Origin of the sequence: Salinarchaeum laminariae (genome assembly GCF_023204835.1) — an archaeon.
In the GTDB taxonomy this organism is placed as follows: Archaea; Halobacteriota; Halobacteria; order Halobacteriales; family Salinarchaeaceae; genus Salinarchaeum; species Salinarchaeum laminariae.
The window spans coordinates 2,601,086-2,617,456 of the sequence record NZ_CP096270.1; the positions used below are offsets into that span (position 1 = coordinate 2,601,086).

The 16,371-nt window shown below is 62.1% G+C and carries 15 protein-coding genes and 1 pseudogene; 2 read left to right on the top strand and 14 right to left on the bottom strand.

Annotated features, from left to right (window positions below; translation table 11 throughout):
• Nucleotides 1-145: 145 nt before the first annotated feature.
• On the top strand, nt 146-2,347 hold the full coding sequence (locus MXF70_RS12345; protein WP_248515930.1) for a methyl-accepting chemotaxis protein: 2,202 nt from the start codon (nt 146-148) through the stop codon (nt 2,345-2,347).
• A gap of 250 nt (nt 2,348-2,597) precedes the next feature.
• Here the strand turns inward: MXF70_RS12345 and MXF70_RS12350 are convergent, their stop codons facing one another.
• From MXF70_RS12350 to MXF70_RS12365, 4 genes are all read right to left on the bottom strand, one after another.
• Nucleotides 2,598-4,577 (bottom strand): AMP-dependent synthetase/ligase, encoded by a 1,980-nt coding sequence (locus MXF70_RS12350; protein ID WP_248515931.1) that lies wholly within the window; start codon nt 4,575-4,577, stop codon nt 2,598-2,600.
• A gap of 140 nt (nt 4,578-4,717) precedes the next feature.
• Nucleotides 4,718-5,662, bottom strand: coding sequence for a mechanosensitive ion channel family protein (locus MXF70_RS12355; RefSeq protein WP_248515932.1), 945 nt, complete (start codon nt 5,660-5,662; stop codon nt 4,718-4,720).
• Between the two features lie 69 nt (nt 5,663-5,731).
• On the bottom strand, nt 5,732-6,157 hold the full coding sequence (locus MXF70_RS12360) for a Rieske (2Fe-2S) protein (protein ID WP_248515933.1): 426 nt from the start codon (nt 6,155-6,157) through the stop codon (nt 5,732-5,734).
• Between the two features lie 161 nt (nt 6,158-6,318).
• A complete protein-coding gene (locus MXF70_RS12365; RefSeq protein WP_248515934.1) occupies nt 6,319-7,722 on the bottom strand; it encodes a PAS domain S-box protein in 1,404 nt (467 codons plus the stop codon).
• Nucleotides 7,723-7,812: 90 nt separating this feature from the next.
• Here MXF70_RS12365 and MXF70_RS12370 point away from each other — a divergent pair, with 90 nt between their 5' ends.
• Nucleotides 7,813-8,085 carry a hypothetical protein gene (locus MXF70_RS12370; protein WP_248515935.1) on the top strand — a complete coding sequence of 91 codons (273 nt, stop codon included), beginning with the start codon at nt 7,813-7,815 and terminating at the stop codon, nt 8,083-8,085.
• Nucleotides 8,086-8,201: 116 nt separating this feature from the next.
• On the opposite strand, the gene MXF70_RS12375 is transcribed toward MXF70_RS12370, so the two are convergent.
• The 10 genes and pseudogenes from MXF70_RS12375 to MXF70_RS12420 form a co-directional block, all read right to left on the bottom strand.
• A complete protein-coding gene (locus MXF70_RS12375) occupies nt 8,202-9,020 on the bottom strand; it encodes an ABC transporter permease (RefSeq protein WP_248515936.1) in 819 nt (272 codons plus the stop codon).
• Between the two features lie 145 nt (nt 9,021-9,165).
• Nucleotides 9,166-9,984: an ABC transporter permease subunit gene (locus MXF70_RS12380; RefSeq protein ID WP_248515937.1), complete on the bottom strand. Its 819-nt coding sequence runs from the start codon at nt 9,982-9,984 to the stop codon at nt 9,166-9,168.
• On the bottom strand, nt 9,984-10,898 hold the full coding sequence (locus tag MXF70_RS12385) for an ABC transporter ATP-binding protein (protein WP_248515938.1): 915 nt from the start codon (nt 10,896-10,898) through the stop codon (nt 9,984-9,986). Before MXF70_RS12385 ends, MXF70_RS12380 begins: the two co-directional genes overlap by 1 nt.
• 438 nt (nt 10,899-11,336) lie before the next feature.
• Nucleotides 11,337-11,585, bottom strand: coding sequence for a type II toxin-antitoxin system RelE family toxin (locus MXF70_RS12390; RefSeq protein ID WP_248515939.1), 249 nt, complete (start codon nt 11,583-11,585; stop codon nt 11,337-11,339).
• Nucleotides 11,586-11,597: 12 nt separating this feature from the next.
• On the bottom strand, nt 11,598-11,918 hold the full coding sequence (locus MXF70_RS12395; protein ID WP_248515940.1) for a winged-helix domain-containing protein: 321 nt from the start codon (nt 11,916-11,918) through the stop codon (nt 11,598-11,600).
• A gap of 563 nt (nt 11,919-12,481) precedes the next feature.
• Nucleotides 12,482-12,640 (bottom strand): annotated as a pseudogene (locus MXF70_RS12400) (ATP-binding cassette domain-containing protein); the annotation flags it as partial.
• Between the two features lie 382 nt (nt 12,641-13,022).
• A complete protein-coding gene (locus MXF70_RS12405) occupies nt 13,023-13,499 on the bottom strand; it encodes a type IV pilin domain-containing protein (protein ID WP_248515941.1) in 477 nt (158 codons plus the stop codon).
• 3 nt (nt 13,500-13,502) lie between these two features.
• Nucleotides 13,503-13,919 carry a type IV pilin domain-containing protein gene (locus MXF70_RS12410; protein ID WP_248515942.1) on the bottom strand — a complete coding sequence of 139 codons (417 nt, stop codon included), beginning with the start codon at nt 13,917-13,919 and terminating at the stop codon, nt 13,503-13,505.
• An 839-nt stretch (nt 13,920-14,758) separates the two neighbouring features.
• Nucleotides 14,759-15,802, bottom strand: a complete 1,044-nt coding sequence (locus MXF70_RS12415) for a tyrosine-type recombinase/integrase (RefSeq protein WP_248515943.1) — start codon at nt 15,800-15,802, stop codon at nt 14,759-14,761.
• Nucleotides 15,799-16,182 (bottom strand): hypothetical protein, encoded by a 384-nt coding sequence (locus MXF70_RS12420; protein ID WP_248515944.1) that lies wholly within the window; start codon nt 16,180-16,182, stop codon nt 15,799-15,801. Before MXF70_RS12420 ends, MXF70_RS12415 begins: the two co-directional genes overlap by 4 nt.
• Between the last annotated feature and the right edge of the window lie 189 nt (nt 16,183-16,371).

The following is a 16,371-nucleotide window of genomic DNA, read 5'->3' on the forward strand; positions in this document are numbered from 1 at the left end:
TTAGATAACCATACATATAAAATTTCAGAAAGTTATAGAAGGATGATTGTTGTGGGCGTACTCGATGGGCTCACTCATACGAGCGCTGTTGCCGAGGCGACTTCTCGACAGTTACGGACGAAAGTTCCTCGTCGCTCTCGTTCTGGTGACTGTGATTACCGGGGCGCTCGGGGCGTACGTGTACGTCAACGCCGGCGAGGAACTTCGTGGGGAGACAGAAGAGGAGCTGTCGACCTCGGCAGAGCTACAGGCCTCACAGCTCGACGACTGGACGGGGTCCACGAGTACGAATACCCGGTCGCTCGGGACGACGATATCGACGATCAGCGGACGCGACGACTCCTATGGCCGCATACAGTCGTTGCTGACGGGGACCGTCGAACGGAACGAGCACGTCGTCGGTGCGTACTACGTCCACGAAGAGACGGGCGAGATACGTCTTCAAGCAGGTGATCGCTCGGTCATCGAGGGGACGAGCCGGCTCAAACCAGGCGTGACCGAGCGGATCGCAGAGCTGACCAGCAACCAGACTGGCGTCGTACGGACGTCGGACACCTTCCGCGCCAGCGGTTCGGGGAGGGCGCTGGAGATGTTCGTAACCGAAACGCGAGATTCCCACACGGGGGCCGTTGTCGTGCTCGCGAGCCTCCAGTCGCTCTCGACCGACGTGCTCCGTAGCTCGGAAGGCGGTCGGGCTGTCGTGACGGACGGTGACGGGACCGTCGTCATGTCGAGTGACGACCGGACCGTACTGACAGACGATTCGCTCTCGCTGAACGGATCAGACGGGTTCGTCTCCAGTACGGACTCCCCGAATGGGTCGGTCGCGGTCGGCTACGCACCGGTCGAGTCCAACGGGTGGACGGTGTCCACACGCGTCCCGACGAGCCAGGCCTACGCACTGCAGGAGTCGATCTCGAACCAGATGCTCGTGATGGTCGGGCTGGTGGTCGTGAGCCTCGCAGTGCTCGGAGTGACCCTCGGCCGGAACACGGTCCGCTCCGTCGGGAAACTCTCGAACGCAGCCGAGGAACTCGAGGCGGGGAACCTCGATGCGGACGTGCCGACCGACCGTGCCGACGAGATCGGCGACCTCGGACGTGCATTCGACCGAATGCGCGCGTCGTTGAAGGTGCGTATCGACGAGGTCGAGTCCGCTCGCGAGGAGGCAGAGTCGGCCCGGACGGAGGTAGAGTCGCTCTCGAATCATCTCGAAGACAAGGCCGATCAGTACGAGGCAACGATGGCGACAGTCGCCGACGGCGATCTCACCCGGCGGCTCGACCCCGAGAGCCACAACGAGGCGATGGCGGCCGTCGCCCAGTCCTGCAACGAGATGCTCGACGAAATCGAGATGACCGTCGCGGAGACGAAGTCCTTCGCCGCGGCGGTCGACGAGGCGAGCGAGGCGGCCGCCGAATCCGCGACGGAGATCAAGAACGCGAGCGAACAGGTGACCGAGTCGACACAGGAGATCTCGGTCGGTGCCGACAGACAGTTCGAGACCCTCAAGTCGGTAAGCCAGGAGATGGAGAGCCTCTCGACCACCACCGAGGAGATCGCAGCGACGACGAACCAGGTCGCAGACGTGGCCGAGGAGACTGCCAGCGCGGGCCGCTCGGGTCGCGCAGCAGCAAAGGATGCCGTCGAAGGGATGGAGCAGATCGAAGCCGAGTCTGCGTCCGCCGTCGAGGCCATCGAGGACCTCGAAGCGGAGATGGCCGAGATCGACGAACTGATCGAGTTTATATCCGAGGTTGCTGAGCAGACGAACATGATCGCGCTGAACGCGAACATCGAGGCGTCTCGTGGCGCCGGTGGCGACGGCGACGGCGAGGGTTTCGCCGTCGTGGCACAGGAGGTCAAGGAGCTGGCCTCGGAGACGAAAGAAGCCGCCCAGGACGTCGAGAACCGCATCCAACGCATCCGTACGGAGACCGACCGGACCGCCACTGAGGTACGGGAGACGAAAGAGCGGGTCGCCACGAACGCCAAGAGCGTTCGGGAGGCTGCCGACGTGCTGGACGAGATCGCCGAGTTCGCACGAGAGACCAACACTGGCGTTCAGGAGATTTCCGCAGCCACCGAGGAGCAGGCCGAGTCCACCGAGGAGGTCGTCGCCAGCGTCGAAGAGGCGACGAGCATCTCCGAACAGACCTCGGTCGAGGCCGAGACGGTCGCGGCTGCAACCGAGGAACAGACCGCGAACCTCACCGACATGACCGGGACGATCGAAGGGCTCGCGAACCAGGCGCGCCATCTCTCCAGCAATCTCGCGACGTTCGAAGTCGACGGGCCGGCGGCTGAACCACGGATGCCCAGTAGCGAGTTCGCTGACGACGACTGAGACGCGCCTCTGGTCGCTGGCTTTCTCACCAGTTATCTGCCCCGGAGATCACAGCCCACCTTCAGGTAAAGGATCGTCGCGCGGTCACGCCGAGACCGCACACGAGGGCGGCCGTCCGTCGTCGATCGGGAGAGCACCGCCTCTCCGAAGACCCGCCGTAAACCGCAATCTGTGGCCGAAGGAGCCCGCAGGAACACGTTGTGAGAGAAATGCCACAGATTTCCGAGCCAGATGTTCGTCTCGAGCGACGTCAGTCAGTTCGCGGAGCTGCCGCTTCTGCGTCTGCCTCTTCGTAAATGTCCTCGATCAGGCGGTCGTACCGGCTCTCGATCTTCGCACGGCGCTTTTTGAGGGTTGGCGTCATGAGCCCGTTGTCCTCGGTGAACTCCGAGGGAACGAGCCGGAAATCGCCGATCTGTTCGTGTGGCTCGAACCGCTCGTTGATCCGGTCGACCTCGGTCTGGATCCGGTTGCGAACGGCGTCGTTCTGACAGACCGCCTCGGGATCCGCTGGGAGGTCCACGCCACTGCGGTCGGCCCATCGCCGGATCGCGTCGAAATTCGGCACGAGGAGTGCGCCAACGTACTTTCGGTCGTCACCGACCACCATCGACTGTTCGACGACGTCGCTGTCGACGAACGCGTCCTCGATCGGTGCCGGTGCGACGTTCTTCCCGGTTCGGAGCACGAGCATCTGCTTGCTGCGCTCGTGGAAGGAGAGGTAGCCATCCGGACGTTTCGTCACGATGTCGCCGGTCCGGAAGTAGCCGTCCTCGGTGAACGCCGTCTCGGTCTCTTTGGGCATGTTCCAGTAGCCGTCTGTCACGTTGGGCCCGTCGATCAGCAACTCGCCGGTCTCGCCGAACACGTTAGTCACCTCGTCGTCGAGCACGACCGACGTGTCGATCTCGACGTCCACGTCGACGAGCGGCGGGCCGATCGTCCCGGTCTTCACCGACTCGGCGGGGTTCGCGGTGACGACCGGCGACGCCTCCGTCAGACCGTACCCCTCACAGATCGGCAGCCCCATACCGTGATAGATCGTGCAGAGTTCTTCGGAGAGCGTGCCGCCGCCGCTGACGAGCAACTCGACGTTGCCCCCGAGCGCATCGCGCACGTCCGAGAACACGAGTCTGTCTGCGAGCCAGTACCGGCCGCGAGTACCGAGTCCGGGGCGTTCTGCCTGGTGGTACTCGCGGGCGACGTCCGTCGCCCACTCGAAGATCCGCTCCTTGATCGAGGACTCGGCGGCCTCCTCGCGAATGGCGTCGTACATCTTCTCGTAGACGCGGGGGACGCTCGTGGCACTGGTGGGCTCGAACAGCGCGAAGTCATCCTTTAGCGTGTCCGGGCTTTCGGCGTAGCAGACTGTCCCACCGACGGCGAATATGACGAAGTGGCCGGCGAGACGCTCGAAGACGTGGGCGAGTGGGAGATACGAGACAGTTCGCGTCGTCCGGTCGATGACCGGGGTCGAGTAGTGTTTGTCGGATCGCTTCCCGTGACGTCTGCGGACCTGGCTGACGTTCGAACGGAAGTTCCGGTGAGTCAGTCGGACGCCTTTGGGCTGGCCGGTCGTTCCAGACGTGTAGACGAGACTCGCGAGATCGTCGGGGTCGCGCTCGTCGAGCCACGCCTCGTAGCTGGCCTCGTCGAAACACTCCTGTCCCCGCTCGTAGATGTCGCCAAGTTCGTAGACGTGATCGCGCTCTGCGTGGTCACCGTCGAGTGGCTCCATCGAGACGATCCACTCGAGGGCCAGCCCGTCGGCGATCTCGAGTACGCGTTCGAGGAGCGTCTCGTTTTCCACCACGACGCCTGTCGCGCCCGGATCCTCGAGCAAGTACTCCACCTGATCGGGCGAGGAGCTCTTGTAGACGGTCGTGACCACGCCACCGGCCGCCATGATCGCGAAATCGGAGTGTGCCCACTCCAGGCGAGTGTCGGCGAAGATCCCAACCCGGTCGCCGGGATCGATACCCAGATCGCGAAACCCAGCGGCGAGATTGCTCACGACGTCTCGCATCTGGTCGTAGGTCAGCGTCTCGTACTCCCCCGCCGCAGGCTCCGGGATCGCCGTGGAAGCGAGTGATCTGTCGTAGATTCCGCCCTGGTACCCCTGTGCCTGCCGGTCGGGATACTCCGCCGCCGTTTCCTCCAGCATCACCGGGAGCGTCGTCATCCTGGTCACCCGATCCGACACCGATCGTTCCGCTTCCACCCCATCCATACTGCGACCACAGAAACCCCAATGATAAAAAATGATGGTACAACGAGTGTCGATATCGGGCGGTAGGAAACCTGATGGAACGATATAGCAGTTTCACCCAGTCGATCAGAATAGGAGGAGCGAGTGGGGATCGGCCGTACTCACCGGTTCCGGCTAACGGGGAACGCCACCCGATCCGGCGCGTCGTTGCACCGCTCGAGGATCCGCTCGTAGAGTTCGTTTCTGACCGACTGGCTCTTCTTGGGGTGGACGAGGTAACGCAAGCGAAGCTCCACCCAGCTCTCCTGTTGAACGACGTTGACCGAGGGGCGCTCGCGGACCTCGAGTTCGACGGGCGTCTCAGCCAGCACCGCTCGGTACTGGTCGACGCGACGAGCCATCTCGTCGCCGAGGAACTCGTCGGCCTCCTCGACCATCACCGAGCGAGCGAACTCGAGATCGGTCTCGTAGGCGACCTGAACCGTCAACTCGTTCCAGACGTACGGGAAGTCGTCCCAGGAGAAGTTGTAGACCTGCGTCGACAACACAGTGCTGTTGGGTACTGTAACAAGCCGGCCCGAGGGCTGATTACCCGAGATTAGTTCGCCACCGACCTCCCAGAGCGTAGTGACGAGTAAGTCCACGTCGATCACGTCGCCTTTCGCGTCATCGATACGAACCCGATCGCCGACGCGATAGGGCTGTTTGACCGTGATGTACGCCCACCCGATCAGCGAGGCGAGGGGCTGTTGGAGTGCGAAGGTGATCGCGAAGCCGACGACGCTCAGGGAGACCATGAGACCGAGCCATCGCTGAGTGAGCAACCCGAGCAACGCGAGGACGGCGGCGAGGAAGATGCCGAGCCGAACGATCGTGAGCAGGCGATGCGCACGCGACTTGGAGGGTGTAGTTGCGACGATTGCGCGCGAGGCGAGCAGATAAAGCCCGTAGGCTCCGGCGACGATTCCAGCACCGACGACCACCTTCCAGCCGAGCGAGTCCAGGAGTCTGGTCGAACCTGGCGCCGAGAGCATCGAGAGTAACGCACCGGAAATTGCGAGGAGGCCCGCCAGAATCAGGAGCCCCATGCCAACCGTGCGCTTCACGGAGTTTCCGAGGGACGGTCGTCACAAAGCTGTTGTCCACCGAAACGAAGACGATTGCGCTGAGACACTCTAGAAGCCGATGCTGCTCGTCGATCCCGGCATTCCGCCGTCCCCGTCGTCACCATCGTCGATGCCGCCTTCGTGCAGGAAGGTGTAGTTCTCGTCGACGAGCACGACGTCACCGTCCTCGCACGCCACCTCCACGTGGGGGAGCGTGGTGTCCTTCGCGTCGCCGTTGTCGCAAAAGCCAGAGCAGGTGTCGAACGTCGAGCCGTGTTTGGCACAGACGATCTCGCCCTCGCGGTAGATCACACCGAAGCCCCGATCGAGGCGGAAATCCTCGTGGGTGCATCGGTTGTGCCACGCTTCGACGCCGTCCTCACAGGGGACGAGGATGACCTCCTCTTTCACGCCGTAGTCGTCGGCGACGGTGAACAGGAAGGAACCCTCCTCGTCGACGTGCTCGACCGTCGTGAGCATCGCCTGGGCTGCCATTGTCGGCGAGTCGGACCGAATCGTACTAACCCTGACGACCGCCAGTCTGGACGGGCACCGTGGCGCCACTCGGTAGCGGGCGGATCCGGACGATACAGGGAAACCACAGGCGGTGGATCCGATCCGTCGGCAAACCCCGAGGGGACCGACACGCAGTCCAGTTACTCCGGCACGGTATCTGCACGCGGGAGTCGGAGCCGGATCGAGTTCCCCACGGGATCACGACTGGCGAAGGTAACGTCGCCGTCGGAGAGATCGACGATCCAGTATACCAGCCACAGCCCGAGGCCGGACGTGTGATAGACGTCGTCCATCGCCCAGTCGCCAGTGAGCACGCGGTGCTCGACCTCGGGAATCGGCGGACACTCATCGCGAACCGTGATCTCGGCGGAGTCGTCGCTCGCAATCGCGGAGATGGAGACTGTTGTATCGTCGTCCACAGCGTTCTCGATGGCGTTCTCGACCAGCTCGACGATAGCGAGCTCGAGCTCCCTCAGGGAGCTCACGGCCAGGGACGCTGGGATGTCCGTCTCGACAGTCGTCGACGGATGCCGTTCTCGGATCTTCGAGACTGCAGCGTCGACCGTCTCGGTGACGTCGAGGGGGATCGGCACCGCTGGCGACGTGAGAAGTTCGATGATCTCTCGTTGCTTGTCGGCACTATCGATGAGATCCGCCGCTTGCGTACGGATTATCTCGGCACGGCCGACGGCGGGCTCGGATCCGTCTTCGACGATCATCTCGGCGTTGCCGGCGATGACCGACATGTCGTTGCGGAGATTGTGGCGGAGGAGGTTGTCCATCACGACGAGCTGGCGCTCTCGTCGGCGTCGGTCCGTGACGTCGCGAGCGAACCCGACGATCCGGACGACCTCGCCGTCCTCGACGATCGGCTCGCCCTGGACCCACACCCAGCGGCCGTAGTTTCGGTCGTGGTTCACCCGATACTCGACGTCGACGGACTCGCCGTCAGAGATCCGCGCCATCGCCTCGCGAACGCGGTCGCGATCTTCGGGATGGATCGCGTCGATGAACGTCGACGGATCGTCCTCGAGCGTCTCGACGGACTCGCCGAACACGTCCTCGTAAGCAGGGTTTACGAAATGTAGCTCCGTCCAGCTTTCGTCGAACATCCAGAGCACGTCACCCACGGTGCCGGCGATCTCAGACAGTCGTTCCTCCGCAATTTCTCGTTCTCGCTCGGCTTCGACCTGCTCGGTGACGTCCCGCGAGCTGATGACGTAGCCGCCCAGCGCCTCGTCGGTGACGTTCGAGAAGCGACTCTCCATCCAGACGTACGAGCCGTCGGCGGCCTGGAACCGGTACCTGTGCGTCTCGGTTCGTGGTTCCGACGCGTCGATGACCGACTCGAAACAGTTGCGAGCAGCCTCGAGATCGTCCGGATGCACGAGATCGAACACGTTCACGCCCTCGACCGCGTCCGGATCGTACCCCAGAATCCGTTGGGTCGCAGCGTTAGCGTAGATGAGGCTCCCCGCCTCGTCGACGACGATCACTTTGTCCTGAGAGTATTCGAGCAGGACCGACTCGAGAGTCGTTGCCATCTGACGTCCACGACTATGTGTGGAATCGTTATAAATCCGATCGCCGCGCGAGGCCGGGATTTACAATCTGTGCCCCTCTGGCACAGTCCGATGTCACTTACAGACGTGCTCGGCGATCTGGTACAGACGGTGATTACCTTCGCCGTCCTGATCGGCCTCGCAATCGTGGCGTTCTACGTAACCGTCTTCGTCGTCTCGACGGGAGCGGGACTGGCCGGCTACGATCCCAGCGGTGACTTCGTGGTTTTGTCGGCATCGATTCTCGTGGTCGCTGCGCTGCTCGGTGGAATTCCGTTCGGCGGTGCGGGGCAGACCGCGTCCGATACGAGTGACGACGATCAGCCAGCCGCTGGGTTCGAGTAAGGCCGCGGAAGCGTCGAAGTCTGCGAGGGCAGGCTGCGGGACCACGGGGAAGAAGCGACACCAGACCGGTGGACGGTGGGCGCAACGACGGTACCTGTGACCAGGGCCAGATTTGCCTACAGATCCGACCGTGCGAACTCCCGATACCCCAGCACCATCGGAACGACGATCCAACCCAGCATCACGGCCAGTGCCATCGGCGGCGCGGTAAACCACTCTGAGCCGAACTGCGCAACGGGAGAGATGACCCCGGAGCCGAGACCGTCGCCCAGCAGATACACGTACGCTGTACTCGGATCGAGAAGTTTCGCGAACACGGCCCAGTCGGGCGGATCCTCGAGTGGCGTTCCCTGGAACCGGAAGAGCACCAGCACGAGGAGATTGACGAGCGTGAGCCAGAACATCACGAGGACGACGTAGGCACCGAACGCCCCTGCAGTCACCCGGCGAGAAGCCGTCGTCGCCATCGAGAGCCCGATCGCGATGCCGACGAAGACAAGTCCGTAGAGTATCGTGAGCAGCGAGAACCCCAGATATTGGAGCGGCGCAAACGATCCGTAGCGGATCGCCACCAGTGGCGCTGCGACGGCGAGGCCGATGGCGGTCGGGACGGCGAGCACGATCGAACGCCCGACGAACTTGCCGATCGCGACGTCCCGACGGCTGTGGGGCAGAGATAGGAGCAACGAGATGCTCCCGGACTCGCGCTCCGTGATCACCGCCTTGTACCCGAGTACGATGCCGACGAGCGGGAGGAAGAGTCCGAGGACCTCACCGCTGAGTGCCAGGAACGTATCGAACTCAGCGTCACCGAGCCGTGGAACGAAATAGGTCAGTCCGAGGAAAAAGACCAGAAAGACCCCGGAGAGGAGCCAGACGCTCTTGGCCCGCGCGGCGTCCCGTACGTCCTTGCGGGCGATCGCCTGCCAGCTCACGAGGAGTCACCCCCTCTTGCCGATCGAGTATCAGGGTCCGTAATTGTGGAATGCTCCACACCAATGAAACACATCGTTCCAGTGAAACGCTCGCTCAGTCGACCACCGCGCCGATCGTCGATCCATGACGTGTGACGTGATCCGTTCATAGGTCGGTGGACTGGAACCGCAGGTAGCCGAGCGTGATCGGGACGATCGCCCATGCGATGAGCAGGGCCAGGGCGACCCACTCGCCGAGGTACCACGCGGCGTCGGGTCCGAGATACGGTCCGTCCGAGGCGCCGCCGTAGAATCCCTCGACGACCCGTTCGTAGAGCAGTCCCGGCGTTGCGCCGTGGACGAACAGCGCCCACTCCGGCAGCCCGCCGCTCGCGAGGCCGACCCGCTCCAGAGCGACGCTGAACAGCGGCTGGAGCTGTGGCCAGACCACGACCAGCACGAAGAACGTGCCGAAGGCGCCGGCCGTCGCGAGGTGTTCCGACGTCGTCAGCGTGGATATCGCCAGCGCGATTCCCACGAATGCGAGTCCGAAGCAAACCGTGACGAGGAGATAGGACGCCAGCACAAGGGGCTCCAGCGTGCCGAAGGGATAGTACACGAGCAACGCGCCGAGGACGATTCCCACCGAGACCGCGACTGCGAGCAGCCCGCCACGGCCGACCAGCTTCCCGACCACCACGTCGCGGCGGCTGTGTGGTAGGGAGAGCAGCAGATTCAGGCGTCCCGACGTGCGCTCGCCCACGATCGCCTTGTAGCCCAGCATGATACCGAGCAGGGGCAGGAGAAGCGTCACGGCATCCACCATCGAGCTCGGCAGGTCGCTGGTCGTCGGCGCCTCGACACTCAGCGGCAGCATGTACCCGCCGAACACGAACGCGATCGCCACGATACCGAGAAACCACCGGAACGTTCGGGAGTCCAGCACCGCCCGTGCGTCCTTCTTGGCGATCGTCCGCCACGTCATCACTCGCCCCCTCCGGTGTACTCGACGAAGAGGTCCTCGAGGGAGGGCTCCTCGGTCTCGAAGTTCAGCACGTCCACGCCGACATCGTCGAGGCCCACGAGCACGTCCATCTTCGCGTCGTTCGAGCAGGTGACGACGATCTGACTCGGCTCGGACTCGATCCACGCGGACTCGACGCCCGCGATCGCCTCGATCCGTCCGACCTCGACGCGTTCGATATCGTCGACGGTGATCAGGAGTTTCGTTCCGCCGCCGACGGACTGACGGAGGCCGTCGATCGTGTCGATCGCTGCCAATTCGCCGTCGTGGAGGATCCCGACCCGATCACACACGGCCTCGACCTGCTCGAGAATGTGGCTCGAGAAGAAGATCGTCGTGCCGCGTTCGTTCTCCTCGCGGATGATCTCGCGCATCGCACGCGCACCGCGGGGGTCCAGCCCCGTCGTCGGCTCGTCGAGGATCAGCAGATCCGGCTCACCCACGAGCGCCATCCCGAGGACGAGCCGCTGGGCCATCCCCTTCGAGTAGCCACCGGCCTTCCGATCCGCGGCATCCTCGATACCGACGCGTTCCAAGATTTCCATCGGCTCACCGCCAGCGTCCTTGCTCTCCATCGCGAAGAGCACGTGCTGTCGTCCGGTGAGCCGGTCGTACAACTCGTAGCCCTCAGGGAGCACGCCCATGCGCTCTCGCGCAGCGACACTCGCGCGCTGGCAGTCGTGCCCGAAGATCTCGACCTGCCCGGTGTTCGGTCGGACGAAGTCGAGAAAGACGTTGATCATCGTCGACTTGCCCGCGCCGTTCGGACCGAGGAAGCCGAAAATCTCGCCCTCCTCGACCGTGAGGTCGACGCGATCGAGCGCTGTGAGAGTGCCGTAGCGCTTGGAAACCTCGCGTGCCTGAATGGCGGCCATGTACCTAGGCTTCCTTGATTTGTTATAGGCTTTAAGCAGTGTTTCTGTCCGTGCATTCACGGAGTACATCCATCGAGATGTACCGTCTCGGGTAGGTTGTCCCACTTTCCTAAGACACCATTACGTTGCAAATTCAGATGGAGTGAGCAGTTGACGTAAAATTCAGCTGAAGGACCTGAATGCATGGGAAGTCGACGTTCTACCAACTATAAATGGCTAGCAAGAGGAAGATCAGCATCGACTACCCGACCGTAGACCCCGGACTGTGTCTTTTGGGTTGGTAGTGGATGTGCTCCTCAGCTGCGTTCCTTTGGCGAGCAGCGCAAGAACATCAGTCGTCGAGTGAGGACGATCAGCCGTCGGCTGGGTTCGAGTAACGAAGATCAGGAGGACAGTACTGCTTGCTGAGGCGAACGGTCTACTACAGTCCGATCGACCTCAGTCGTAGACGGTATCTCGAGTGTCGACATCGAGTACGCGGAGTTCGTCGGCCGACCGATCCCAGTCGACGATCGCCCGTCGCTTCCCGATACGGACGGAGTATTCGTCCCGGCCTTTCAACGGCTTACACATGCGCTCGGGATCGGTTCCTGCAGCCCGAAGCTTCGATCGGATCCGGTCCTCGACGTCGTTCGGGAGGGACTGCAACCGCTTCTCGACGTCAGGATGTAACAGCACCTGCGGCATCGATTGGGACGATTACAGCGTCTCCCACTCTTTGGAGCCCTCGCGGCGATCGATCCGATCCGCAACCGCAGGGTCGAGTTCGGGGGCGACGGTAGCCCACCAGCCGACGGCTCGCGCTCCGAACTCCTTGCGTGAGACGGACCCCTCGTCTTCTAATTCGTGGAGCCGGCGGCGAACTGCCTCCGAAGAGAGCTGGACCCCGAACCGCTGGAGTCCATCGGCCACCTCCGTGGTCGTAAGGACCGGGTCGTCCTCGTAGTCGAAGACCTTGAGGAGTTGCTGATCGGTCGCAGTTTCGGTGAACTGCCCGGAATCGTCGCGACCCTGGCTCATAGTCCATAGCTAGCGACGGCGGTACTAAACCGTTTTGTACGTGCAAAGCGGATGGTCGACATCGGTAGGATGCAGTTGCCGCGTCGTTCTATTTGAACCTCAGGAGCGCCAATAACTGCTCTTCTCCGCGACCGCAGTCCATTGCGTACCGTGATTGGAATCCAGCCGCGCGTTCCGGCCCTCACTATCGTTCGCTCTGAACGAACGGAATGGAGTTCCCGTACTGAACGAAGCTGCCGTACATTCCGTGAATCCGCATGGTCTCTATGCGTAGAGGCGCTGTCGAGAATCTTCTAAGAAGCTTCGTTCAGAGATCCGAGGAAGCGAACTCCCGATAGCCGAGTAGCAGGGGAATGACGATCCAGCCGAGGAGCACCAAACCCGCCATCGGCGGCTCCGTAAACCAGAGGGCGCCGAAGTGCCCACTGGGAGCAACAAGGTCGGAGCCGATGGCATCTCCCAGCAGATTGACGTACGCAGAGCTCGGATCGAGGAGCTTCGCGAAGACGGCCCAATCCGAGGGTAGCCAGCGGATTGTCCTGGAACCGGAAGAGGATCAACACGACGAAGTCTAGAAAGACGTTGATCATCGTCGACTTTACCGCGCCGTTCGGACCGAGGAAGCCGAAGATCTCTCCCTCCTCGACCGTGAGATCGACGCGATTGAGCGCCATGAGGGTGCCGTAGCATTTGGATATCTCTTGCGCTTGGATGACGGCCATGTATCTGGAACGTGGTGGGTTCGTTATAGGCATTGAGGAGATTGCTGGATCGAGTGTAGTTTTACTGGAGAAATACGTTCGATAGGCAGCCGCAAAAACTGCCAACCCGCGGACTTAAATGACGATGGCTCTGGCCGACCCCCGACGAAGTAAGCGCTGCAGGCCGCGAAGCGGCCGAAGCGTGCAACGAGTTGCGGGAGGCCAGCGGCCGAGGCTTTCTACCGCTGTGCTGACCAGATGTATCCCAGTTAGAATACTATCTAAACTTGACCGGTTGCTGGGTGTGAAAAGAGACTGAGTTAAGGTTAGCTCAGCATCCTGAAGCCCTTGTACAATTTGAGAGCACCGAGAACATTACGCGAGAAAGAGAAGATGTACCAGTTTAGATGCTAGCTGCACCGCTGGTCCACTCGTTACTCGAGGGATCTTCTCCTACAGTATGAGTATAGAGCGTCGATGAACTGCCTTCCTCCGACCAAATTAGCTCGATCTCATCACCGGAGGTTGCACCGTCCGCCCCAGTACTGTCGAATGTAACCGTGATTGTCGTACCGGCGCCAATCTGTGTTCCAGTGGAAATATCACCAGCGTCAACCCCTGGTCCTGACACCTTCAGCGTCCCGGAATCAAATTCCTCGCTAACACTATTCGCTTCGAAAGTAACCACCAAATTGCTGCTTGAGTCAACTTCCTCAGTCGACCCCCAGCTCGCTGTGGGCGCGGACGGGCCGCCGCCACCGAAGCCGAGCACGAAGGCGCCGATTACCGCTGCCAGGATGACCGTAATCGCGACCATCAGGATGACACCGATGACCGGCGATACCGCGTCGTCGTCTGTGACAATCTGTTCCATCATCATTGTTTAGGATTCGAGCTCCGCGATGGTTGAAGAGGTATCCCCGTCATCCCATACTAAGGAATCAGCTGAACCGCAAGTCACTGTATCGCCTGCGGACATTTCAGTTCCTGAAATGGATTTATCGGTAACGTCAGTGCTACTGGGAGTACCTGAACTGTAATCGCTAATGGGGTTATCGGCGCCCGAACAATACAGATTTGATGGATCAATCTCATTCCCGCTATCGAATGTAAATTGTGTGTTGCCACTAGTCTCTTGGACGTCGAAGCTCGCCGAAGGAGCACTTGATTGGCTCCCACCGAAGCCGAGTACGAAAGCACCGATTACCGCTGCCAGGATGACCGTGATCGCGACCATCAGTATAACCCCGATGACCGGTGATACCGCGTCGTCGTCTGTGAATAGTTGTCGGATACGCATTCCAGACTAGTCATCTAACTATTCGATAATAAAACCATCGGCCATGGTAGCCACCCCATAGTGGTAAACCGGCTCCACACTGGTCACACGCATACGTAGGGGGCCTTTCCAGCCAGATACAGCGGATTTACGAACCTATGATCCAGGTCAGTATCCCATCGAAGAAACATGGATGGATATATTTTCTGAAAGATAAGACACGGCGGGTGATTGTCTGAGGTTGAGGAGAGCTAGGGGGGTGAATTCAGAACGAGAAAAGACCCATTCTGGAAATTATCGGCGAGTAGAATTACCGCCCCTGTGGCCGTAGTACCAGCAAATTCGAAGGGTACCTCGATCGGCTGCAGATTGGCCACCAGGGAGATTATTCGGTGCCCCGGTAAAGGACAGTATCTAAATGATCGATAGAAATCCGTGGAAACCGGGTCGATTCTCCGCAAAATGATCTGGCGCGCGCTCGATTGGACTACGAGCGATCCGGGCCGAGCGCGGGATCACGAGCGAGGTGTGACCTAAAGATTGAAGACCCAGTGAACGCCGCCCGTTGGTGCGTGCCATCCAGTACGAGACGAGCTTCGTTCACTCTTACCGCAGGGCAGACCCATCCGTCGCGATTAGTTTCCGGTGAGAACCTGACCAGTCGGAGGGATGTTGAACCACGAGTAGACGGTCCTGCTTGGCCCTTCGGGCCTGCGCGGGCTGCGACTACTCAGGTTCAAATCCTCCTCTGTCTATTTCTGTCTCCTCACGTCCGTTCGTCGCCAGAAAATGGGGTCGGAGGGCGCGGTTCTACGCGCTCTCGCTGCTCCCATGGGCCTGCTCGCCGTCGATTACGGACGTTACGAAAGGTCATCGGTATCTTGGATGTCAAGTTTCAGCGTTGTGTCTGCTCGCAGCTTCTCGAACTCCTCGTGGAGATCGGCTCGGTAGTAGTGCCGCCGAATCGTATCCGGGCGAGCGTTCACCCGATCGGCGACCGTCTCGATGTCGAGCCCCTGGAGAAGCTGCCAGGTGATGCTTCCAGTTCGGACTGCGTGGAGCGCCCGACTGCTCGGGCACTTGCTCGCGAAGTTCCGGCGGGTGAAGTCGCAGGACTCCCGCCGGTTCCCGTGCGGGCAGTTGACGACGACGCAGGGCTGTGTCGCCGTGTAGCTCCAGGCGCGGAGCGTCGAGTCGGACGGGCGGCCCTGCCGGGCGCAGAACAGCGGCTCCCGGCCCTTCTCGTCGCGCTTGTCGATCCGCTCCCTCGCGATGTACCGCTCCAGCGCGTCGACGACGAACTCGGAGATCCCGACCACGCGCTCGCCCTCTTCCTTGTTCTTCAGCCGGGTCCAAGGCGGCCGGTGTCGGAACTCCAGCGTCTGCGCGTCGGGGTCGAAGTCCCGGAGATCGAGCGCACGGATCCCGCTCATTCGGCACCCGACGTGCCACGCGAGCTCGAGGACTGCGTGCTGGGGTCGGCCCCTCCAGGCGCGGGACTCGCGGAAGAAGCCGAGCAGTTCCTCGGCGTCGTCGTGGGCGAGCTTCTGGTCGCTCGACTCCTCGTCTTTCGAGAGCGTCGGGATCTGGACCTTCTCGCCGAGATCGTCGGCCACGACGTCGAGGTCATCGAGGTAGTCGAGGAGCTGCTTCAGCGCCATGAGTTGCCCGCGGAGCGTCGCGGCCGAGACGCCGGACTGCTCGCGAGCGGCACGGTACTCGTCGAGATCCCAGCCGGACAGCTCCGACATGGACTCGATCTGCTGCTCCTCGCACCACTCGACGAACCGGGTCAGCCGGTTCTGATAGGAGCGGACGGTCGTCTCGGTGTTCTCGCCCTTGCGCCGGGCGATGAACCGGTCCCGCGCCTCGCGCGGCGTCAGGTCGTGATCGCTCCGGCTCACTGTCCACGCACCTCCTCGATCGAGACCGTACTCACGCCGTCGGGCAGCTCGTCGACCGCGTCAGCGAACGGCTTGCTCACGAGCGCCACGTCGGCGGGATCGCAGCCGACCGATGCGGCGACCTCTTCGCGCATCTGCTGACGGATTGCATCGGTGGTCTTCGCGGCCTTGCCAGTGCCCAGGTGAGTCACGCCCTCCTGAAAGACGAAAGAGGGGTCCCACGGGTTGGCGTCGAGGCCCTCGCGCTGGATCGTGTTCCAGAGGCGAGGCTCTGGGTCGGCGCCGTCGAGACCGGCGCCGCACCACGGGCAGTAGGACGCGGCGGCCGTGAACGCCGGGCCGTCGCAGTGCCAGCAGTCGGCTTGATACGATCCGGTCACGCTTTGCCACCGTGACAGTCGCTCCAGCCGCAGCTCGGGCAGACCGGGCAGCCGCCGTCGCGACGGACGCGACCGCCGCCGCAGTCGGGGCAGGTCACTGTCCGGCCACCCAGTTGACCCAGCCGCAGCCTGGACACTTTCGCTCGGGCTGGTTGCCGGGCGTCGCGGCGCCGGTCTTCTCCGTCGCCG